This window comes from Pedobacter sp. (assembly GCF_039594775.1).
Lineage (GTDB): Bacteria > Bacteroidota > Bacteroidia > Sphingobacteriales > Sphingobacteriaceae > Pedobacter.
Genome location: NZ_JBCNMT010000008.1, coordinates 149,718 through 172,388, shown reverse-complemented (window position 1 = coordinate 172,388; position 22,671 = coordinate 149,718). Strand labels below are relative to the sequence as shown.

The following is a 22,671-nucleotide window of genomic DNA, read 5'->3' as shown; positions in this document are numbered from 1 at the left end:
TATATTTGAGACGATTACCTTTTAGCTTTTAACGAAAATATGGATAACGAAATAAAAATACCTGTGCTTACTGCCGAACAAATTAGAGTTTTGGGTGCCTTAATGGAGAAAGCAAAAACCACTCCTGATTATTACCCGATGACAATGAATGGTTTGGTTTCAGCATGCAACCAAAAAACATCGAGAAAGCCCGTGGTTAATTATGATGAAGAGACTATTGGTACCGCTTTAAATTCTTTGAAGATTGCAGGTTTAACTTCTACCGCTACAGGTGGCTCTATCCGCAACATTAAGTACAAGCACAATTTTGCCATTGTTTATCCCCTTTTGCCATCTGAAGTGGCCATAATGTGCCTATTGTTTCTGCGTGGGCCACAAACCCCGGGAGAAATTAATACTAACTCTGGGCGTTTATATGAGTTTGAAACCTTGGAAGAAGTTCAGCAAACTTTGGAAAAACTCGCCAATGAAGGTTATGTGAAGCAATTGCCAAAACGTCCGGGACAAAAAGAGCAACGTTATATACATCTTTTTGCAGGCGATGTTGAATTTAACGAAGAAGATGATAGCAATGATGAACCGACCAAATCAAATTCGCAGCTTGAAGAAAGAGTTGCTAAGCTAGAAGCCGAGCTGGCAGAACTTAAAGAGAACTTTGACAAGCTGATGAAGGAGCTTTATTAGGGGATAGTGGTTAGGGTTTAGGGATTAGTGGCTAGGAGCTAGTGGTTAGTGACTAGATAAACATTTACAACCTAACGCCTAGTTCCTGATACCTAGTCCCTAGTTTAAACAAATCTCTTAATTACTCTTAGTTTATGGCTGTACCTATCTAGTTCTAAGTTGTAAATACCTTGGTTATCAATAGGGTCAATTCTTACTTTTCCCGCTGAGTGGATAATTTTATCATTGCTCAGCATTAAACCCACGTGGATAATTTTTCCTTCTTCATTATCAAAAAAGGCCAAATCACCCATTTTGGCCGAAGCTAGGAAATCTACCAATTCTCCATCTTCCACTTGTTGTGAGGCATCTCTTCTTAATTGAATACCTAGCAATTTGTAAACGGTTTGTACAAATCCCGAGCAATCAATGCCAAAGAAACTACGTCCACCCCAAAGATAGGGCGAGTTTAAGAAAAACTTGGCAGTAGCTTCTACCTTAGTAGCAAAGTCAGAAACATTCGGAATAAACGGTTCTGTTTTCACTTCAAAGCGATTTTCACCCAAATAACAATAACCATCCTCATAGAATGGCAAGGTACTTCCTGGGCTTAAGTAGTATATGGTTCCTGCATCATCAACCAAACGGTTATCAAAATTTACAGCTGTTACATATCGATAGCTTTGCTCGTCATGATATTGCAAATCGGTAATTTTCTGTAATTGTTTGTGGTCCATCCAACCCTCATAATTGTCGTGATGGGTTCTAACCAAACACCATTTTTCGGTTTTTTCCAATACCAATACCCTATCACCAAATAATAATTGCGAAACGATCTCGCTTCGGTCTGAGGGTTCGCTTCTAAGTGGGGCTATTGCTATGCGGCAAACGTGGTACATTTCCATATTTTAAAACTGTGATGCGATAAAAATAATGGAAATAAGTGACATATATCAGTCATTTTTGTGCCCAAATGTGGGAAACTTTATGGTTTACTATTTGTTACTTAGTAGAAACAAAAAATTAGAGCCATGAATTACAAAAGAATTTTAATTGCGGTTGATAATAGCACCTGTGCCGAAAAAGCCGCAAAAAGTGGTTATGAAATGGCCGCTCTTTATGATGCTGAAGTTGCACTTTTGAACATTGTAGAGCCCGCGCCACCTATTGCCAATCCAGATTTTGGCTTTACTCCTGCCATTGTGGATCTTTATGACAACAGTATTGAGAATAGTCATGTTTTATTGAAAGAAATTGAAGACAAATTCGGTAATGGGCGAAAAACCACCTATCTCACTGCGCTTGATACAGCTACTAATGGCATTTTGCAACAATCGGAAGAATGGCACGCGGATTTAATTGTAATTGGCACTCATGGTCGTACTGGATTAAACCATTTCTTAATGGGTAGTGTGGCCGAGCATGTAGCTCGAAAATCTGCCTGTCCCGTGTTGATCGTACCTAATAAGGCCGAAGTTTAGCTTTATAAAATCGAGAAAGTTCTTTCTGAAGCGCATAATCGCTGCGATTAACTCCCGATAGTCTCGCCATTCATTCCAAATCCGCACTCGCTTTGCTCGCTTGCGGGGTTTACATTGCTGTCTGGACTAATTTACCAAAGCCTGTGCAGTAGCCTTTCCTACGCCGTTTCGACCGCGTGCAGAAATCTAACAATATACCGTTTTAATACTTACAAACTGGGTAAAGTGCATATTTAAACCTCGTAGGTTTTTAAAACCTGCGAGGTTTGGTTTGTCACCAAAAAGAAAAATCTGCCTGTTCAGCACCCTATGGCGCCAAACAAGGCAGAAGTTTAGTTAGTGTTAGTTAAGGTTTTAAATATCTTCGTATTGCAATACGTAGTTTTTATAAAGGCTACTTAATGCAAAGGTTCTTTCTAAAATAATGAGGACAATAGTAGGTAAGAAGATTAGTTCCACCCAATCTAGTTGGTAAAGTACAAAGCCAAAGAGCAATATCAATCTTACACATTCTAGGTAATAAATCCATTTACGCTGCTCCAACAATGCTCCACAATTAATGAGGGTAATAAGTACAAATATGAGGATAGCTAATGCGTCAAAAACATTAATATAAGCCCAAAAAGCAGTTGTTAAGGTTAAAATCACTACACTTAAGCCCAATTGCAGGTTAATATATCCTTTTAGTTTAAATTTAGCTGTAGCGGTTGATTTATGTTGTAAAAAACGACGCTCCAGTTTTGGCCGAATCTCTTGGTCGAGTAAAGCAGGACTACCAAACACTACTTTTAACTTATTCCAAGTTCCATCAGTTTTACGGCAAGCCTCTATCACTTCTAAATAATAATGAAAATGCTGCCATAAAAAGCTATTACTCTTAATCGGATGCGTTAATCCGTAAGTTGGCGGTTCTTCTTCCTTTTGAAAAGTACCGAACATTTTATCCCAAAAAACGAACACATCTCCGTAGTTTTTATCCAAATATTTATCATCGCTTGCATGATGGACGCCATGCAATGATGGTGTGATCAGCACATGCTCCAACCACCCCAATTTTCCAATCAGCTGTGTATGTGTAAAAAACGAATAAGCGCCATGTACTGTTAATATCACGACCACCATTAGTGGGTGAAAACCTAATAAGGGTAAGGCACACCAGAACACTCCTCTTATTAAAGCCTGTAGGGTAGTAATACGGGCCGATACCGTTAGGTTAAATTCCTCGCTTTGATGATGGACAATGTGGGCAGCCCATAAAAAATTCACCTCGTGGCCCAATCTGTGGTACCAATACCAAACAAAATCAGTTGCCAAGATGAGTAAAATCCAAACCCACCAAATGTTGGGAATATTGAACAGCGCATAATTTTGATAGACGTAGTTGAACAGTTCATAAAAGCTGGCAGCGATAAACAAGTTCAGTAATCGCTCTGCAATACCAATACTGATATTTGCCACCGAGCTTTCGTACTTAAACAAATGAGCTTTATTTCTTTTCACTGCCAACATATATTCCAAATACACAAAAACGAAAAATGCGGGAATGGCAAAGGCTAGATAGTTGATTTTTTCCATGTTTAAGAAGCAAGGAATTGACTTACGTATTCATTAAACAATTCAGGTTGCTCCATCATGGGTGCATGCCCACACTCATCAATAAAACGTAAGGTGGCATTGGGCAGATGTTCATAAAACTCTTCGGCAACCGCTGGTGGCGTCACCACATCCTGTAAGCCCCAAATTAACAATACGGGCACTTGAATAAAATGAAGCAATTCTTTTAAATTTTGCTTTTGTGCGTCTCTGGCCAACATAATTACAGAAAGTGCCTTGGTCTTCTGCTGTACAATATCAAACACATAGTTTACCATTTCTTCATCTACTACCTCCTTCCTATCAAATACATCTTCTACTTTTTGCTTGATGTACTGATAATCTTTCACTCTGGGAAAAGAACCTCCAAAGGAATTTTCGTACAAACCAGAACTACCTGTAAGCACCAAACTTGCCACCTTTTGCGGATATTTCAAGGCATACAACAAAGCGATATGGCCGCCTAGAGAATTACCAATTAGAATAGGATTATTAATTTGCTGAGCATTGAGGTAATCTTCTAAAAAGTCGACCAGTTTGTTCAATCCCCCTCCTAAAAAATGATTGAAAAGAGGGAGCTCTGGCGTCCAAACATTGTAATTAGCGGAAAGTTCCTTATGCAACAACCGCCAATTGCTAAGATTGCCAAACAGGCCATGCAAAAGCACTACATCTTTCGCAACTGCTGTTGGATAAGGTACAGGATGAGCAGCTAAAGCTGGATTGATTTGTAATTGCATATGTTAAAGCTTTCGGTTAAAAACCGTGAATGCTTCAAAATTAGCAATATTTTTCAAAAAGACTACTATTTCTATAGATTAAATATTTATTAATTCAATACCAAGCTATTAAAGTGAGTTAGCGATGTATAAATTGACGCTACTTGCTTATTTATTTTTAACCACATAGGCACATAGAAATAGTTCAATTTGTTCTTTAACGATTATCGACTATCATCGGCAAGCATCATACCACCTATGTGTTTATATTTTTTAACCACATAGACACATAGACAAAACAATGCTGTGCTTGACAATGACGCATAAGGTTAAGCTTTATCTATAGCGGCTTGAGTAAGTTGATTATTTACGGTACGCCAGATATTCAAAGGGTTCTCGTTTTTCAACTCATCAGGTAAAAACTCGTTAGTCCAGTTTTGAAAACTTACTGGTCTGGCAAAACGCTTAATCCCGTCTGCCCCCACTGCTGTAAATCTACTGTCGGTACAGGCAGGGAATGGTCCACCGTGCTGCATCGATAAAACCACTTCCACTCCGGTAGGTACACCATTCATGATCAATCTGCCACACTTTTCCGTTAGCACGTTAATAAGGTTTGAATTATTTTTAATATCAGCAGCTGTAGCCATTAAGGTTGTTGTCAATTGCCCCTCCAAACGTTCTGCTACTTTTAACATTTCTGCTTCGTCATTACACTCTACCAATAAAGAATAAGGTCCAAACACCTCTTGGTGCAATTGCACATTGGTTAAAAAATATTTGCCCGAAACTTTGGCAATGGTAACCATACCGTCTTCCTCTCCCAATTTATTATCACTTTGGTAAAGTACATCTACATGCCTCTGTGTTATTGCCGTCTGCATGTTGTTGATATAATTTCTTGCTATTCCCTTGTGCAGCATCTTGCTAGGGGTTATTTCGTGCAGGTTAACTAAAAGCTGTTTTACATACTGATCTAGGGCTTCGCTTTTAATGGCAATCATTAATCCCGGATTGGTACAAAATTGTCCCATATCCTGAGTAATGGAGTAAGCTAACTTATCGGCAATCCATTGATAATGTTGATTTAATTTATCTGGCAGCAAAAATACCGGATTAACGCTACCCATTTCCGCGAACACTGGAATAGGCACATTGCGTTGGGCAGCTAGGTCAAATAATGCACGTCCGCCGCTATAAGATCCCGTAAAACCAACTGCTTTAACTGCATTGTGCTTCACCAAATATTCTCCCACTTTAAAATCAGCACCGTATATATGGGTGAAAATCCCCTTGGGCATCTTGCATTTATCAGCGGCTGCTAAAATGGCTCTGGCCACCAAAGTAGAAGTTTCTACATGGGCAGGATGCGCTTTTACAATTACCGGACAACCTGCAGCAAAAGCGCATGCAGTATCTCCACCGGCTGTTGAGTAGGCAAAGGGAAAATTACTTGCTCCAAAAACTACCACAGGCCCTAGCGGAACAAGCATTTTACGCAAATCTGGTTTTACAGGAATTCTATCTTCATCACCGAGGTCAATCCTAGCTTCTAACCAATTTCCTTGTTCAGCGGCATCTGCATAACTATTCAATTGAAAAATGGTTCGCTTACGTTCAGCATGTAAACGTTCTTCCGATAAATGTGTCTCTTTTTGAGCCGTCATGATCAATTCCTCTCCCAAAGCCTCAATTTCTGTTGCAATGCTACGCATGAAATGTGCTCTTTCTTTTAGGGAAGATTTTTTGTATTGATAAAATGCTGCTTCTGATTTCGCTAATAAGGTGTCTATCTCGGTGATTGAATGATCGGTATACATGCTGTTATGGTTAATTTGACTAAAGTTAGGGATAGCTTCTCAAATATGTACAGTTTTTTATTCTTTTGCCAGTATTTAATATTTGTAGCACTATTTTTTTAGGGCTAATTTTTCCATTAATTGCCAAATATTCCATTACTTTGACAACTAAATATTATTTGCAAAAATGACACATCCAGAAAAACTAGCCGCTATTCGTGAGTTAATGACAAACGATGGTGTTGCAGCCTATATCATCCCTTCTGCCGACCCGCATATTAGCGAATATTTACCCGATTTTTATAAAAGTATTCCCTTTGTTACTGGTTTTACAGGCTCTGTAAGCACAGTAGTGATTACTCAAGATTTTGCTGGTCTTTGGGCCGATTCTAGATATTTTGTTCAGGCAGAAGAACAACTAAGGAACAGCGGATTTGAATTAGTGAAATTGAAAGCACAGGGTGTAGCCGAATATATTGATTGGTTGGGCGAAAAGTTATCAAAAGGAAGTAAGATTGCTTTTGATGAAAAAACAGTTTCAGTACTTCTTGGCCTGCAACTTGAGAAACAGCTGGCTTTTAATGACATCAGTTTTGAGCATCAGGATTATGTTGGCCAAATATGGAAAGACAGGCCTGCCCTACCAGCTGAGCCAGCCTTTTTATTGGCAGATGAGGTGGTAGGACAATCGGTACCGAGCAAGCTTGAAGCAATTAGGGCATCTTTGAAGAAGCAACGTGTAAATTATCATCTGGTTTCTTCGTTAGATGACATGGCTTGGATTTTCAATCTCCGTGGCCAAGATGTTGGCTTTAATCCTGTGGTATTGAGCTTTGCGCTGATTTCTCAGGATAAAACGAAAATCTATCTTGATAAGCATAAACTGACAGCTGGTGATTTGAATGTGCTAGCTACCCAAAATGTTGAAGTGATTGGCTATGATACTTTGGCTTCCGACTTACAGCAAATCCCCTCAGGCAGTTCAATTTTGATTGACCCTAAGCGCAACTGCCTTTTCATGTACAAGCAGGTTCCTACCGGAGTACACAAAGTTTTGGAAACGAATCCTTCCACTTACTTAAAAGCTATTAAAAATGAAGTAGAGATTTCCAACACACGTAAAACGATGATTAAGGACGGTGCAGCAATGACCAAGTTCTTTAAATGGGTAAAAGAAAACGTAGGCAAAGTGGAAATCACCGAAATTTCTGCAGCAGAAAAACTGAGAGGTTTTAGGGCAGAGCAAGATGGATTTGCAGGTGAAAGTTTCAATACTATTGCTGGTTATAAGGCACATGGTGCATTGCCACATTATGCCGCTACGCCAGAAAGTGATGTTCAAGTAAAGGCAGATGGCTTGTTTTTAGTGGATTCCGGTGGTCAGTACCAATATGGCACCACCGATATTACCCGTGTTATTCCAATGGGCAACAATACGGAAGAGGAAAGCACTGATTATACTTTAGTATTAAAAGCCATGATCGAAGGCTGCAAAACCCGTTTTCCTAAAGGTACCTGCGGCTATCAGATTGACGCCATTACCCGTAGCCCAATGTGGGATTATGCTTTAAACTACGGACATGGAACTGGACATGGCGTAGGTTATTATTTAAATGTACATGAAGGTCCTCATATTTTCAACGCATCGGCCACACCAATTGCTATTGAGCTGGGTACCATTACCTCTATTGAGCCTGGGATTTATCGCATTGGCAAACATGGTATCCGCATTGAGAATTTGGTTTTAACTATTAAGGACACCGTTAATGAGTTTAACGAATTTTATGCTTTTGAAACTTTAACCCTTGCACCTATTGATACTACTTTAGTAAAGAAAGAGTTATTGGAAACTTCACATATCAATTGGTTGAACAGTTACCACCAAGAAGTTTACGAAAAGGTGAGTCCGTTGTTAAATGAGGAGGAGAAAGCCTTTTTAAAGGAAATGACGAAAGCAATATAAGCTATTTGTATAGTATAAAATTGCTGTCATTCCGAGGTACGAGGAATCTGTTTTTATACACTAAGGAGATTCCTCCTAGCGTCGGAATGACAGCTTATATAAAACAAAGAAGGTCGAGAAAATTCTCGACCTTTTATTTTATCTGTCTCTAGGCAATTGCTCTGGCCTTTGCATTTTATATTGCGTAGCCGTGATTGATTCGAGGAAAGCTATTACTGCTTGTATTTCATCTCTGGTAAGGTTCAGTTTCTTCATCAAGGGGTCTGTCACAGGATGCAGAGGGTCTGCCGCTTTCTGTGCGGCCGTTGCCGTATTCATTTGCATACCACTATTGTAAAGGTTTAGCAAACCTGTAATGTTATCAAATAAACCATTGTGCATCCAGGGATTAGTGTTCATCACATCTCTTAAAGATGGTGTACGGAATTTGCCTACATCGTTAGGGTCTTTGGTTACGTTGTAACGACCTAGGTCTTCATATTTACGCTTGTAATAAGTTAAACCAATGTTATGGAACTGTTCATCGGTAAAATATTGTCCGTTATGGCAATTGATACATCTTGCTTTGGTACGAAATAAGTGCAACCCTTCTACTTCTATATCATTTAATTGTTTGTACTCTCCGTCCAAAAATCTATCAAAACGGCTTCTTCTACTAGTTAGGGTTCGTTGAAAACTAGCCAAGGCTTTAGCCACATGATCAAAAGTTATTTTATCGGTTCCATAAGCTTTCTTTACCAATTCCTTATAAGCTTTAATGCCATTTAACTTTGCCGGAAGCTCTTTTAAATTCATCGCCATTTCGTTATGTGCCTCGATAGGGCTTTTCACCTGATCCTCCAAAGTGGTGGCTCTACCATCCCAAAAGAAAGATTTACGTTCTTTTACGTTCAATAAAGATGGAGTATTTCTGTTGCCCGAAGCATGGTCGTGACCAATGGAAACAGATAACTTGTCTGCCCAAGAAGTTTGCGGGTTGTGACAGCTACTGCACGAAATTTGATTGGAACCTGATAATATGGGGTCGAAGAAAAGATTTTTACCTAAAATCACCTGTGCACTCTCCATTGTTGCAAAGTAAGCTTTGCTGTCAACTTCAGGTAATGCTTTAAACTCCTGCCATTTTACTCCACTATCTACATTGGGTTTTGGCCATTGGGCTGCCGGACGTTCGTACAAACTGCGCAAGCTGTCTATCTTTATTCCACTGGAGGTATAACCTATTTCTCTAAACGAAAAATGCAGCAAACTAAATGCTACCAACAGCCCAGTTGCTACAACAAGTTTCATTTTCTTCATCCCCGCAAAATTAATATTATGTTTTGTTTTATTGTTTTAACCTAAAATATGCTCCAAGCCCAGCTCTACGATCTTGAATGTTTTTCTTCTCTCTAAAAAAGAACGCCAAAGGATAGTAAAAGCTCAGAACCTTTGTTGTTTCCAGCATAATTTGTACGCATGCCTTTTATTTTTGCAAATGCTCCCAACTTAGCATTAAAAGGAAAATCTGCTCGTAAAGAGGACGACATTGAAAAAACATCAGACGTTAAATAAGCATAATTAGCATTTAACATCTGATAAATTCCCTTTTTGACATCAATATTTTCCCAAGAGTAATCGCTGTTTAACACTTTTATTTGACTAGCTTTCATTTCCAAGTTGAGCATTGTTTTACCAACAGTCTTTGTCAGTGAAGCAAAAGCGCCAACACTTCCAGTTTGATATTCTATAAATCTATCTGGCAAGATATAACTTTCATTATCGGTACCAAACGTACCATCTATCCCCAAAAACCAGCTTAAGTTTTTGGTTGCTTTACCATAACTAACATCCAATTTTACATTGAGCTTTTCTCGATTATACCTCACTTCTTCCGAAACTTTAAGCAAGCTTGCGGCACCAGTATTTGCATAAATAGCTTCTACTCCCTCTCTTTTCACGTAGGCTCCTTTTATCCTAACTAAAAAGTTATGGCTTTGCAGCTGACGATGATAGGCTAACAACAAATACGCGTGATTTTCCTTTATTTCGGCTATGTTAGTGGCAATACTCGAAAGCTCTTTATCTATATTGAAGCGGTTGAAGCCAATTTGAACAGATAAACCTTTTAAATCTATAGGTGCAAAATTAAGCTGGGTACCTAAACTAAGTCCCTTATAATACGCTTGCATTCTTGTTCCTGCCAGCAGCTCATTAAAAACACCTAAACCTGCATCATGATAAACCAAGGGAAAGCCCAGCTCATTTACAAATTGTAAACTATTGTTCTGGTTATATTTCCTCAAATTAAAATCCAAAGACAATGCTTTTCCCTTATTTAGTTCTTTGGCTACAGAAACTGAGAAATCAATATCTGAAGAAATATTTTTAGGTCTAGGATCTCTATCTCTGTAAGCCTGTATGCCCTTAAAACTACCTTGTATACCGTACCTAAGTTCACCAATCTTTTTCGACAATCCGCCTCCGAAATAATAAGTTTCGGCATTTAGGTCCCCGCCAACGGTATCGGCCATTACATAGGGATAAACATATTGGTAATCTAATGTTTCGTTGAAATTGACTTTTTTGATTTTTTCATTGGTATAGTATGCCTTGCCCCATAAAGAAATACCACTAATGTTCTTAAGAAAGGATTCGGAGTTAATTTTAAATGCACCATTGCCACTACCTTCTTGCCTAAGGTAAAGGTCCTTTTTGGTGTTTTCCAGATTAGCAGCCAACAAAGAATAGTTGAACTTCCTAGAAAATGGATACAACGAGGGGCTTGAATAGGCTTCTGTTAACAGGTTAGTGATAGGAGAAATCTGCTCCCTTACCCGCTGCGAATGTGAAACGGTATCCTGGGCGTAAGCATTAATTACGCCCAAGAAAACACTTAAAATGATTAACTTCTTGATGTTCATTATTATTTGAACAATGATGGTTTTGATTCGGGGATAAAATCGTCTTTAGAGTTGTTGGTATCTTGTAAAACAATTCTACCGTTGGCTTCAGTTTTAGCAACTCTACGGATTACACTTTTGCCGTAACGTGTAGCGTCACTATCTACTTTTCCACAGTAGGTCCAACCCATATCCAAAACAGGACTAGTTACAATCCAGTTAAATTCTTTTTCAACGCTTAAGTTAACTGCATCTAAAACCCATGAATTTGGAATTTTATAGGCTGTTGTGGTTGTAATTTTACCGGCCGAATTTACATAGTCAAAGTTATATACTTGTTTAGTTAAGAAATTCTCTTTAGTGCCCTGCATTTTAGCAATCACGTAGCTTTTAAATCCTCTGTTATGCATGGTCATATAGCCCGAGATGTTCTCCAGGTCTTGTACTTGAGGATTATCTACATTAATTGAGCTCAATAAGGTTAATTCAAAATCAGCATTTCTTAGATCTACAGACAAATCGTTATAAACCAAATGGTTCATCGCATTGTTGGCAATGGTAATTGATGCTCCTGGTTGTACCGGATATGTTTTACCGGTTCCCGGAATCATTACAATTGATTTAGAAGTGAAATCTGTTGACATCACATCTGGAGTATAGGCTCTTTTGGTGGTGGTCAAAAATTCAGACTCTGCAATCATCAAACTATCTGCATACAATACTTTATCAGAGTTGTTATAAATGATAAAATACTTATCTCCATTATATGTTTTCCCTTCTTTAGTAACCGTACCAGTAAAAAATACTTCTTTGATCACAAAATTTTCCAAAGGCTTATATAGGAATAGGGATAATTCCGCGTTTACACTGGCACCATTTACAATTACACCATCTTTTACGCCACGCACTTTACTGATCACTTTCTCCCCTGTCGTACTCTCTATTTCACCTTCAAAAACAATATTATAAGAGCCCGATGGCAATGCTATGGTTAAGGTATTATTGCTAATGGCATTTGAAGTACTCACCCTACCACTGTTTACCTCTTTAAATGTTACCGTACCCGATTTTAAAGTGAAACCTTCTAAAGTAGTAGGAATAACAATGGATGCGGTAAGTGTCGTTTTGGCACTATCCGATTTCTTACAAGCATTGAACAATATGGTCAATGCAAGAAAAGCACTCATGATAATTTTTACATTCTTCATTTCTGATATATTTATATTTAAAGATTAAAGTTTAATTCCATTCCAAAATATGGGGAAGCTCCCTGCCTGATGTAGTTGATATTGTAGCGAGTGTAGGAAGGTGCATAAGTCAAAAACCTGCTTACGAACATTGATATACGAGCTTTATTTTTAAAATCTTTTGAGGCCTTGATGTTAACTTGTAAATTGATTGGCACCGAATTATTTCTGAACCTGATATCACTATAGTTTTGTAGCAACCAGCGAAGATTGGGATCATTTTTACTGGCTTCTGTATATGGGTGTACATTTTGGTTGATATCCATATACGCTATTGGCACACCAGTTTTATAATTCTCTCTAGAAGAGGTAAACCATAAACTTTGGGCCGATGCCGAAAGCATCAAACCTAATTTGGGCAAATAACTATCTACGGTTAAGTTGGTATTGAACTGTTGATAATTTGTGCCTTCATCTTCGGCGTATATGCCAATGTACTGTCGTACTTTGTTATCAGTGATAACCGAAGTACTGATAATCCCATAATTGACCACGCTGCTTTTGTAACGGTTATTGAACCATGCGCCGTTTATGGTAAACCTGGTGTTGATTGCTGAAATGCGTTTGGTCGTAAATTGAAATTCAATACCTTCTTTAAATGTTCCACTGCCATTGCTATTAATAGAATAACCGTAGAACTCCTTCATATCTCTGTACGTAAAATCTTCCAGATTTGGTCGCGAGGTAATCGTCGAAGCATCTATGGAGTTATTATCATATAGCTTATAATCTATTACTCTATATCTCGACATTGCCCTGAAACCAGAAGACATCCCTTCTCTGAAATAAGTGACAGACAAACGATTACCTTCGTAACTAAAATCTGCATTCAGCTCCCATTTTAGGTTTCTTGCGGCTTTTAATGCATAGTTTTCTGTATTAATAATGGTAGTCTTAGCATTAGCCCTTATAAAATCTGGGTTATTGTGATAGTAATTTAACTGGATATTATCGATGTAGGTTTTATTGGGATAAAGCATATCTAGGGTTGGCAGTTTATGGTGCAAACCAAAACCACTTCCCAAACTAACCTCTAATTTCTTCCCAGCAACGGCAATGCTTGGCAAATGCCAAACCGCATTAATACGAGGATCATAGTGAAATTTATTGGCTATTTCATATCTGGTATCCATACCAACAATTGCCATTGCCCTTACACCAGCGGTAATATTGATGTTATGGGCCCCTGCTTCTATTTTAGCTCCGTCTTCTGCAAAAAAAGATAAGTTTTGCAAGGCTGGAATATCGTTAAATGGTCTTGGCCTAACGGAAGACACCGAATTTAAGGCTAGCGGAAAATCAAGGTTATAGATCTGCCCTTTTCCAAAGTTTTTACTATAGTTATATTCAGTACCTAGTTTTATTTGATGCTTAATTATGCCTTGCGTAAAGCCCAACAATGCTACTCCCTTTAAGTAGCCATATAAAGGTTTTCCCTGCACGTCTAGATCTGCGGCGTAGCTAGGTGTTACATATTTCGCATCATGGGCACCTTCTTCCAATGAATTGACCAAGACCGTTGCCGACCTTGCTTGCACCCATTTTGTTAAATCAATGATGTCTTCTTGATAGCTGATCTTCGTAGAGAAATCTAAAGACTTAAGTAGCGTGTTTTGATTAAATTTAAACCTGAAGTTATTAAGTAAAGAATAGCTTTTAAAGGTAGATTTGTAACTATCCGTTAAGGCATAGGAGTTATCTGGATCAACTCGCTCGTTATCAATAGTGGTAGCATAATCCAACGCACTGTTCCAAGTAAACCTGCGAATCTTATTTTCCCAAAACTTTTCTGTTCTTACCGAAGCTGTAATCCTTTTATAGTTCTCATAATTGTCGCGAGGGTCAGCCTTTGAATCTAAAAAATCGACATTGCTGTTAATATAAAGGTTATTTTCTAGGATACTTACTCCCTTGCCTATCGAATAAAGCTTACTGAAACCATCGGCTTTAACTCTGGCTGTATAAGGGGTGTTTCCTTTTCTACGCTCGATATTGACCAAGCCACTGGTTAAGTCTCCAAATTCGGCCGAGGGAATCCCTCTTACAATTTCTACTTTTTCTATTTGATCCGTTGGAATAGAACGCATATCAACCCCCTTGTTTACCGAATTTCTAGAGCCATTAGGATCCGAAAGTGTATAGCCAGAAGTTGTTTGCATATTTGCAGTGGTATTAATGGGAGCACCATCAATATAAAATGCTGTACCTAAAGAGCCCATGTCATAGCCAGAAGGAGCATTAGATGGCTCCCTAAGCCTAATTTGGTTCATTTGAGTTAAATTTGGGGTATAAGTTCTACCTCCAGGTAGCAACTCCAACAAATCGGTAAAGCTAGAAGGCTGTAACAACTCCATGGCTTTCCTATCTATTACCGAAGTGCTTGCCTTACCTTTATTTTGAACCGCAGTAATATATACTTCGTCAAGTAAACGTTGGAGTGGTTCTAATTGAATATTCACTACCGTATCTGAAGCGAGATTTAAGTCTATCTTCTTCTGCTTAAAGTTGATGGAAGAAACGGTAACCTGATATCGGCCAGATGCAACGGATTTTAAAATGTATTCTCCACGTTCATTGGTAGTTGTTTGATAATTTTGTCTTCCTTGCAGTATAATGCTAGCGAAAGATGCCTTATCTGTACCAAAAATACTCTCAACACTGCCTTTTACTTGGAAATTCTGTGCGAAAATGTTTCCCACAAAGCCCAAAGAAACCGCAAAAAAAAGCAATAGCATTTTTAAGTCATCCTGAAACCTTATAAAAAGCACTGAAAATAAATACATTAGGCTAAATTACACGTTACCTTGCTGGCCAGAGAGCGAGTAGCCATGTAGCAAATTGCCGCAAATATAATGTTATTTAGACTAAGTCAAAATAAAAACACTGCAATAAATGATAAAATATCACCTTTAGGCAAAAGAATATTATGCCTTTAAGGTTTTAATAGGTGCTTTAGCAAATTCTATTCTGCTGATTGCAAGGGATATTTGATGCCTACTTTGAAGCCATTCCCCGCACTTGTTTCAATCTGGTATTGGGCATTGATCATTTGTAGACGGCTTTGGATGTTTTGCATTCCAATACCGCTACGCTTGTTCAACACTTCCATATCAAACCCTTTTCCATTATCCTTATAAACGATGGACAAATCCGTCTCATGAATACCAAAAACCATTTTAATTTCGGTTGCGTTGGCATGTTTAAGGGTATTGTCTACCAATTGGGTAAGCACCCTAAATAGTGCTAGAGAGTTTTTCTCTGGCATTTCTATTTCTTCCAAGTCATTTTCATGTTCAATGGAGATTTTGATTTGTCCAGTATTATTAATTAAGCTTACAAAGGCTTCAATAGTGGTAAAAAGTCCGAAAACCGCTAGACCAGGAGGTGAAAGATCGTGAGAAATATGCCTCACGTCTACAATCATTTTATCGATAAGCTCTTTTGCATCAGCAAGCACTTCTTCTTGTGGTGCATTCAATTTATTTTTAAGAGAATTGAGCATCAGCTTAATGGCCGACAAGGTCCCTCCTATCTCGTCATGCAAATCCTGTCCTATTCTTTTACGCTCAATCTCCTGTGAATCGATAACCGCATTTAATAATTCTTTCTGTTGTATTATTTGGGTTTCTTGTAATTCTCGGCGTTGTTTCCATACCATATTCTGGTTTCTAATGTAAAACAACAGGAAAGCTGCAATAATGATAAACAAAAGTAGCATTCCATAAAAAACCAACAAATAAACATTATCTATCATTTTACTTTTTATTAATTAATGAGAAGCCTCTCGCAAAAGAAAGGTACATAGCCAAAACCAAAATAGAATGCACATCCCATATAATATCATTTAAAGTACGATTAGAACTTACAAATACAAAATAATTGGAAAGAATAAAGATAATAGTAGCTGTTGGGAAATAAATCAATATCCCAATATTGATCCAACTTTTAGGCTGTCTTAGAAAATTTTCGATAAAGCCGCTGTTATACAAAAACATTAAACAAACTGAAGTAATAAGAATAGCTTCTACCGGTCTTGTATAGGTATTGAACTCATAAATACTTTGAAAAAAGAGAAAATTTAAAGTAAAAGCTATAGGGAGTACAATAATTGCTCCGTACAAAATCCTTCTGATGGTCTTTTTTTCAAAAATGAACAAGAAATAACTTAGGAAGAAAATCGTTTCGCCAATGGTGTAAATATGTAATAGTGGTAAATTCCTAATATTCCTACTGCTTAAATAAATAGCAGTAGCATTTACCAAGCCCGCAAATATCAAGTAATAGAATATGGTTTTACTTTCTTTTCCCGCATATTTATATCTAGGCAAAAAAGTGCCAATAGGTATAAGAATGCTCAAAGGCACCACAACTGCGGTCAATATATCTCTAGTCATTATGTTTAATATTCAATTTAGTTTGTTTTTGTATCAGCTATGTGCTTGGTCCAAGTCAAATACATCAACAGAAGTTAAACTGTTCATATATCTCAATAAATAAGACTCGTCGTTTCAAAATCACGACCTACAAAAAGTGAAAATAATTAGAGAGGTTAAAAATTAGATAGCAGTTGTTGGAAAGTAATAAAAATGCCAAGGTAAACAAATCAAAAAAAAACTTAACAACAGTATTTGTAGAAAATCCCTTTTTATTTTCGGACTATAAAAATAGCCCGAAAATAAATTAATAGGTATAAGCTTCGCTAGCGTAATAAGAGGCATTGAACCTTGCCACTACAGATGACAAAAATCACTGGAACTTATACTAGCCCTGCCTAATGTTTAAGGATTTTTATTTATAAGAATTTACAATAAGCAAGCTTATATTTATATTCAACAGTATGGTTGAGATTATTCAACGTACAAAGGACTTGATTTATCGCACTTATCAGGGCAAGGCTGTGTAAAATCATAGATATCGCTATCGTCTTCTTCCTCTCCTCCTACACCAACATTCGTATGAGCAACGATATCGGCACCTGCCAAATCAACTGGGACAATTAATGCAGTAATACTATCTGGTAGATCTTTATCAGATTCTTTGATCGCAAAATAAGCTCTAACTCCCGTTAAAGAGTTACGGATATTACCATGGTCATCTAAGGACTGAAATTTATCAATGATAGCCATTAAATCAGCAATCGGGATAAATACAGCTCTAGGAATGTTAGCTTCTGGAACTTTGTTGATCAATTCATTACGAAAGCGAGTAACTCTGTCTATCGCTTCCTCAAGTGGCACTGTAGGCACTTCGGGCACATTAATTTTCGATTTCATTTTAAGTTTATTTTTTTGTCGAATCTAATAAAAAAAAGATATTTGTAAACGCTTCAAAACATGATTATTTCTTTAATACTCTACATCAGAGCGATGTATTGATTGTATTTTTTTTAGAAATTCTGCTTTTTAAAAGATTTTTATAGAAAATAATCAAAAAAAATACCGTTATAAAAGACATTAGATATGAAAATCAACGTTGCCATTGCCGATGACCAAAAATTATTCAGAAAAGGAATGATTGCACTTGTAAATTCCTTTGAAAACATGAACATTATTTTTGAAGCAGAAAATGGCAAGCAACTTGTTGATCGCTTGGCAACAGATAATATACAACCCGACATTATCCTGTTAGATCTTTCTATGCCCGAAATGAATGGGCTGGAAGCCTTAAAAATCATCAAGGAAACCCAAGCCAACATTGGGGTAATTATCCTAACAATTCACGAAGCAGAACATCATATCTTAGCCACCATTCAAGCAGGGGCCAATGGATACCTGGCTAAAAATGCCGAACCAGAAGAAGTTGAAAAGGCTATTCGGGAAGTATTTAAAAACGACTTCTATTTCACATTACCCATGCTAGAGATCATGCGAAAAGGCCTTACTAAAAAACCTCAGACCGTTAGTCTTGATCAAGAAGAAAACCTGCTTACTCCGCGAGAAAAAGAAGTGCTTCAGCTGATATGTAAACAATTTAGCAGCATTGAAATTGCGGAAAAACTTTTTCTAAGTAATCGTACGGTAGAAGGCCACAGAAATAACCTGCTTTTAAAAACCGGAAGTAGGAACACTGCAGGCCTGGTATTGTATGCCCTCAAACATAAATTGATTGAGACTGACCACTTCTTTAATTAAACACATTTCTTCAAGCATTACGTGACCACGTAAAAATACCTACACATATAGGTGATTTTACCTGTTTATCAGTACAGGCAAAAGCCCCGTATTTTGTTTCCTTTAAATTTTGTCATTTAGCAGTGTCGGATTAGCGACTCTCAATCAACAAAAGTTCAAACAAAAAAAAGGAGAAGAAGTGAACCAATTTTTTTCTTACCAAGTGAGCAGTGATGTAGAGGATATAGATCCGCATTTCAGCTCTTTTTATCCCGAAGATGACTCGTTTAACATCTCCGAAGAGATTATGCCGCTCGTTAACAAACTTATTATCCTTTGCCAAGAACATGGTTTTTTCATCAAAATCTTAAATAGGTCTACGGTAATTCGCAAAAGCCTAATGAGTGATCTTTCTTTCGATTTTATTGCAGCTTATGAAACTACTCATGAACCTTTAAACCTTTCTTACCATAATTTCGGTTTGGCTTTTGGGGTAGGCATCTATGAAAGCTCGGCTCTTGGACAGCTTAAATATCTTGATCACGAGGTACTTTACGATAAAGTAGGAAAATTAGGTGAATCTTTAGGCTTTACATGGGCCAGTAAACACCAATCTTTAAGACACTTAAGATATTTTGAACTTAAACCTCAATGGGCAAAAAACTTGAGCGATAAAGAAATGATGAATGAACTTTATAGAAGAAAACAAGCCAATGTAAGTTTACTTGCTTCGGTTGAAAATAATTAATACTGAATTAGCTCTCAAATCAGTTTGGTTCATGCGATGTGGACAAACCTAAGCCCCGGAAAATTTTCTGGGGCTTTCCTTTTTTGTAGCACTGAAGACTTACGAAGTTTTTAAAACTTCGTAAGTCTAACATTGACTGTAAAGAGAGCCTTTTTATTTTTCGAAAAGCAGTTTCAGTAATACTTTGGTACTTCCAGTCCCGCTTTACACTTTAATCGCTACGCTCATGCTCGTTTCAATCGGGTTTAGTTGGCAGTAGTCTTGCTTTGTATGAACCATATTGTTGGCCAAAGTCTTACGAAGTTTCAAAAAACTTCGTAAGACTAGTATAGAATGTTTACGTCAATAAAACTTACATCAAAAAAAGAGCGATAAACAGAATGTTTACCGCTCCTTAATTATAATCTATTTAACCAACTTTAATTTTTCTGCCGTGTGACCTTAAATTCGGTTCTTCGATTCAAGGCTCTACCTTCCGGATTATCTTTCCCATCGGCCAGTTTATTTGGTGCCACAGGTTTGCTGAATCCATAACCTTTCGAAGTCATGCGATCCGCTGCAATACCTTTGCTTTCCAAATAATCTACACATGATTTTGCCCTTCTATCTGATAAGCTCAAATTGTACGGCTCGGTACCAATATTATCGGTGTGTGCACTTAGTTCAATTTCGATATTCGGATTGTCTACCATAATTTGATAAAGAGTATCCAAGGTCGATTTTGATTGCTCGGTAAGTTCCGAACTATCAAATTCATAGAAAATATTTTCGAGTACTATTGGCTTATTAATCACCATTGGCTCCAAACAAAGGGTTGAACTTAGCAAGGTATCAACCTGTACCAACTGCGCATAATTATAGCTGATATTTTTTGCGAAGTACTTTTCTCTCATCACATTAATTTTCAGGTCTCTATTGCTTCCTACCTGAAAGTGATAATTACCATTATTGTCGGTTTGCGAAACCTGCTCAGGTATTTCATTTCCCACGATGGTAACTACAGCACCAGCAAGTGGTTTTTGAGTTACACAATCAATAATGGTACCCTGTACATTCAAATATTCGCGTACCACATGAAATACCTCCAAACAACATACCGATTCTCTATCCGAACTAATGTAGCCTTCTCTACCTTTTTCATCCAAGGCCGTAAAATAGATATCATCTTTGGCCGAGTTAAACGGATAGCCTAGGTTAACAGGTTCAGTCCAGTCTATAAAATCTCCCACAGCTTCGTAAAAATCATAACCTCCCAAACCAACTTTGCCGTTACTGCTGTATAGTAACGTTTTGGTTGCCGGTGTATAATAAGCGGCCTGCTCGTCTTCGCTGGTATTAATTTTTTTGCCCATGTTAATGGCATTTCCAACTGTTCCATCTGGTCTCAAAAGAGCATACCACAAATCATAACCTCCATATCCACCTGGTCTGTCTGAAGAAAATATCAAATATTTTCCATCTCTGCTTACAGAAGGCTGAATAGAATTGTAGCCATTTATATTGATTTCGCCACTCATTGACACTGGAGAACTCCAGGTATCGCCTTCTTTTTTGCTGATATAAATATTGCGTTTATCATTTTCCTTATTAGCTGACCAAGCGGTTAAAAACATCATTTGGCCATTTGGATGAAAAGTAGCCGCAGCGGTTTCCATCTTTTTAAGGTCGATATTAACTTTCTGTACATTTACTTTTTGGCTAGCTGGATTATTATCCACGGCATAGATTGTATTTACATAAGGTGTTTCTTTTTTAAGCACTTTCACTTTCGAATTACTTCCTTCCAACACCTGGCTTTTACCTTCGCTACCGATAGGACGTGATGAAGTGAAAATAAATTCAGAATTGTTGCTGATAGTTGGAGCATAATTTGAGCCTGCTTGGTTAATGTTATTCATTAGCCTGGTTACCCTTAGCAACCTTGGGTACTTCATTTCCGCCAATGCATATTTGGACGAAGCAATTTCCAGCTTTGCTTTGGAAACGTAATCATCGTTACCCTTATAGCGGGAAATAAAATTTTCAAAGGCCTGGATAGCCTCTTCATATTTTAGGTTAGCTCTTAAACACTCACCATACCAAAACTCGCTTTGTGCATATTTTGGATTGGTAAATTTATTGGAAACAGCATACCATTTTTCAGCGTCCTTGAAGTTTTTGTACAATCTTAATGAACTGGCCAACTGATAAACCGCATATTCATAGTCATCTTTTCTAGGACTAGTTTCCTTTATTTTTTGGTCAAATCCAAAGGGAACTACAAAACCGGCACTATCTGGCGATATTTGAAGCATTCTTTTATAATACTCTGCCGCAGCATAATATTCTTTGTTTAGGAAATAAACATCGGCAATACGTTTGGTACTTGTACCCATCTGCGCATTGGTTACACTAGCCAAGCACATCAGAACTGTTAATATTTTCAGAAATTTCATAGCTTAATTTTTTAAAGTCGAGGACAAAAGAAATTGGGGCCTACAATACCTTTTCTACTACTGAATGAGATGGAAAGCTCCAGCCCCCCTTTGCTGCCAGTTGCCCTATTTAGTGCCGAGGTATTAAAATCATAACTTACCCCAAAAACCATGCTCTTAATATGGAAGCCCAGGAAAGCAATTGCGGCATCATCTACTCTGTAATTTGAACCAAACAGCAAATCTGTCTCAGTATTTAGCATCATTTGCGCATAAGCTCCAATGGCTACTTGATCTGCATTTCCCTGTTTGAGAAATAGTGCATTTGGAGTAATATCAAACACATTATTGACTCTTATCCTAGCCCCACCATGGGCGGTATACCTCATGGGTATTTTTGCATTGCCTCCAATAAACTTATCTTTTGGTCTATTGAGGTGCGAAACTGATAAGCCCGCAAAAACATTGATTCGCTTATAATCAGCAGCATCAAAAAACACTACTCCGGTATTGATATCTGGCGCAGTAAAGTTCTGTGCTTCGAAATTTTCATTAAACCCCAGTCCACCATCATAACCTACCGTTGGGTTGTACTGGCTACCTAAGGTAATACGAGAAACGTCAATACTTTTGTTAATGATCCCCGCCTGTAACCCGAAGTTGATAATCTTATCGCCAGCCTGACCAAAACGTATGCGGTATGAAGCCGAGGCCAATGCATTTAACTGATTATAGTTTACGGATCCGGCCCTTTGGTTAATTACCATACCACCAAGAGCAAGGTTCTTGGTAGGGGCGGCATCAAACGACGCCCCTACAGTTAAATATCCATCATTTAAATTGCTCCACTGCTGTTTAGCATTAATATTTGCTCGATATGCTCCATTGGTTACCCCCGTTAATGCCGGGTTTAACCATAGTGGGTTTGCATAATATTGAGAAAAATGTGGATCTATCTGTGCATATACATTATTTGCAATAACCGCTAACATGCCTATTACTGCAACTATTAGTTTTTTCATTTTCATTGGTGCCATTGTTTAAATAAAACC

Annotated in this window: 18 protein-coding genes; 5 read left to right on the top strand and 13 right to left on the bottom strand. The window is 37.8% G+C overall.

Annotation, left to right across the window (positions count from 1 at the left end; all coding sequences use genetic code 11):
* Positions 1 to 39 precede the first annotated feature (39 nt).
* Entirely contained in the window at positions 40 to 684 is a 645-nt protein-coding gene (locus ABDV71_RS17240) for a YceH family protein (RefSeq protein WP_343534772.1), read from the top strand.
* 104 nt (positions 685 to 788) lie between these two features.
* Here ABDV71_RS17240 and ABDV71_RS17235 read toward each other — a convergent pair whose 3' ends face one another.
* Positions 789 to 1,568, bottom strand: coding sequence for a C40 family peptidase (locus tag ABDV71_RS17235; RefSeq protein ID WP_343534770.1), 780 nt, complete (start codon positions 1,566 to 1,568; stop codon positions 789 to 791).
* Positions 1,569 to 1,694: 126 nt separating this feature from the next.
* On the opposite strand from ABDV71_RS17235, the gene ABDV71_RS17230 reads away from it, so the two are divergent.
* Complete coding sequence (locus ABDV71_RS17230; RefSeq protein WP_343534768.1) at positions 1,695 to 2,144, top strand: universal stress protein; 450 nt, start codon at positions 1,695 to 1,697, stop codon at positions 2,142 to 2,144.
* 354 nt (positions 2,145 to 2,498) lie between these two features.
* Here ABDV71_RS17230 and ABDV71_RS17225 read toward each other — a convergent pair whose 3' ends face one another.
* From ABDV71_RS17225 to ABDV71_RS17215, 3 genes are all read right to left on the bottom strand, one after another.
* Positions 2,499 to 3,719: a sterol desaturase family protein gene (locus tag ABDV71_RS17225; RefSeq protein WP_343534766.1), complete on the bottom strand. Its 1,221-nt coding sequence runs from the start codon at positions 3,717 to 3,719 to the stop codon at positions 2,499 to 2,501.
* 2 nt (positions 3,720 to 3,721) lie between these two features.
* Positions 3,722 to 4,477, bottom strand: coding sequence for an alpha/beta fold hydrolase (locus ABDV71_RS17220; protein WP_343534764.1), 756 nt, complete (start codon positions 4,475 to 4,477; stop codon positions 3,722 to 3,724).
* Positions 4,478 to 4,785: 308 nt separating this feature from the next.
* Complete coding sequence (locus ABDV71_RS17215) at positions 4,786 to 6,276, bottom strand: aldehyde dehydrogenase (NADP(+)) (RefSeq protein ID WP_343534762.1); 1,491 nt, start codon at positions 6,274 to 6,276, stop codon at positions 4,786 to 4,788.
* 166 nt (positions 6,277 to 6,442) lie between these two features.
* Here ABDV71_RS17215 and ABDV71_RS17210 point away from each other — a divergent pair, with 166 nt between their 5' ends.
* Positions 6,443 to 8,218: an aminopeptidase P family protein gene (locus ABDV71_RS17210; RefSeq protein WP_343534760.1), complete on the top strand. Its 1,776-nt coding sequence runs from the start codon at positions 6,443 to 6,445 to the stop codon at positions 8,216 to 8,218.
* A 138-nt stretch (positions 8,219 to 8,356) separates the two neighbouring features.
* Here ABDV71_RS17210 and ABDV71_RS17205 read toward each other — a convergent pair whose 3' ends face one another.
* The 7 genes from ABDV71_RS17205 to ABDV71_RS17175 form a co-directional block, all read right to left on the bottom strand.
* A complete protein-coding gene (locus tag ABDV71_RS17205; RefSeq protein ID WP_343534758.1) occupies positions 8,357 to 9,517 on the bottom strand; it encodes a cytochrome c peroxidase in 1,161 nt (386 codons plus the stop codon).
* A gap of 92 nt (positions 9,518 to 9,609) precedes the next feature.
* A complete protein-coding gene (locus tag ABDV71_RS17200) occupies positions 9,610 to 11,121 on the bottom strand; it encodes a DUF6850 family outer membrane beta-barrel protein (RefSeq protein WP_343534756.1) in 1,512 nt (503 codons plus the stop codon).
* Between the two features lie 2 nt (positions 11,122 to 11,123).
* The gene (locus tag ABDV71_RS17195; RefSeq protein WP_343534754.1) at positions 11,124 to 12,308 is read right to left on the bottom strand and encodes a DUF4876 domain-containing protein; all 1,185 of its coding nucleotides are present in this window, start codon (positions 12,306 to 12,308) and stop codon (positions 11,124 to 11,126) included.
* Positions 12,309 to 12,325: 17 nt separating this feature from the next.
* The gene (locus ABDV71_RS17190; RefSeq protein ID WP_343534752.1) at positions 12,326 to 15,082 is read right to left on the bottom strand and encodes a TonB-dependent receptor; all 2,757 of its coding nucleotides are present in this window, start codon (positions 15,080 to 15,082) and stop codon (positions 12,326 to 12,328) included.
* Positions 15,083 to 15,309: 227 nt separating this feature from the next.
* The gene (locus tag ABDV71_RS17185; protein ID WP_343534750.1) at positions 15,310 to 16,101 is read right to left on the bottom strand and encodes a histidine kinase; all 792 of its coding nucleotides are present in this window, start codon (positions 16,099 to 16,101) and stop codon (positions 15,310 to 15,312) included.
* Position 16,102: 1 nt separating this feature from the next.
* Complete coding sequence (locus tag ABDV71_RS17180) at positions 16,103 to 16,741, bottom strand: hypothetical protein (RefSeq protein WP_343534749.1); 639 nt, start codon at positions 16,739 to 16,741, stop codon at positions 16,103 to 16,105.
* 453 nt (positions 16,742 to 17,194) lie between these two features.
* Positions 17,195 to 17,620, bottom strand: a complete 426-nt coding sequence (locus tag ABDV71_RS17175; RefSeq protein ID WP_343534747.1) for a hypothetical protein — start codon at positions 17,618 to 17,620, stop codon at positions 17,195 to 17,197.
* Between the two features lie 186 nt (positions 17,621 to 17,806).
* On the opposite strand from ABDV71_RS17175, the gene ABDV71_RS17170 reads away from it, so the two are divergent.
* Together ABDV71_RS17170 and ABDV71_RS17165 are read left to right on the top strand one after the other, a co-directional pair.
* On the top strand, positions 17,807 to 18,478 hold the full coding sequence (locus ABDV71_RS17170; RefSeq protein WP_343534745.1) for a response regulator transcription factor: 672 nt from the start codon (positions 17,807 to 17,809) through the stop codon (positions 18,476 to 18,478).
* Positions 18,479 to 18,656: 178 nt separating this feature from the next.
* Positions 18,657 to 19,205, top strand: a complete 549-nt coding sequence (locus ABDV71_RS17165; protein ID WP_343534743.1) for a hypothetical protein — start codon at positions 18,657 to 18,659, stop codon at positions 19,203 to 19,205.
* Between the two features lie 419 nt (positions 19,206 to 19,624).
* Here the strand turns inward: ABDV71_RS17165 and ABDV71_RS17160 are convergent, their stop codons facing one another.
* On the bottom strand, positions 19,625 to 21,640 hold the full coding sequence (locus ABDV71_RS17160) for an OmpA family protein (protein ID WP_343534741.1): 2,016 nt from the start codon (positions 21,638 to 21,640) through the stop codon (positions 19,625 to 19,627).
* 11 nt (positions 21,641 to 21,651) lie between these two features.
* Positions 21,652 to 22,647 (bottom strand): PorP/SprF family type IX secretion system membrane protein, encoded by a 996-nt coding sequence (locus ABDV71_RS17155; RefSeq protein WP_343534739.1) that lies wholly within the window; start codon positions 22,645 to 22,647, stop codon positions 21,652 to 21,654.
* Between the last annotated feature and the right edge of the window lie 24 nt (positions 22,648 to 22,671).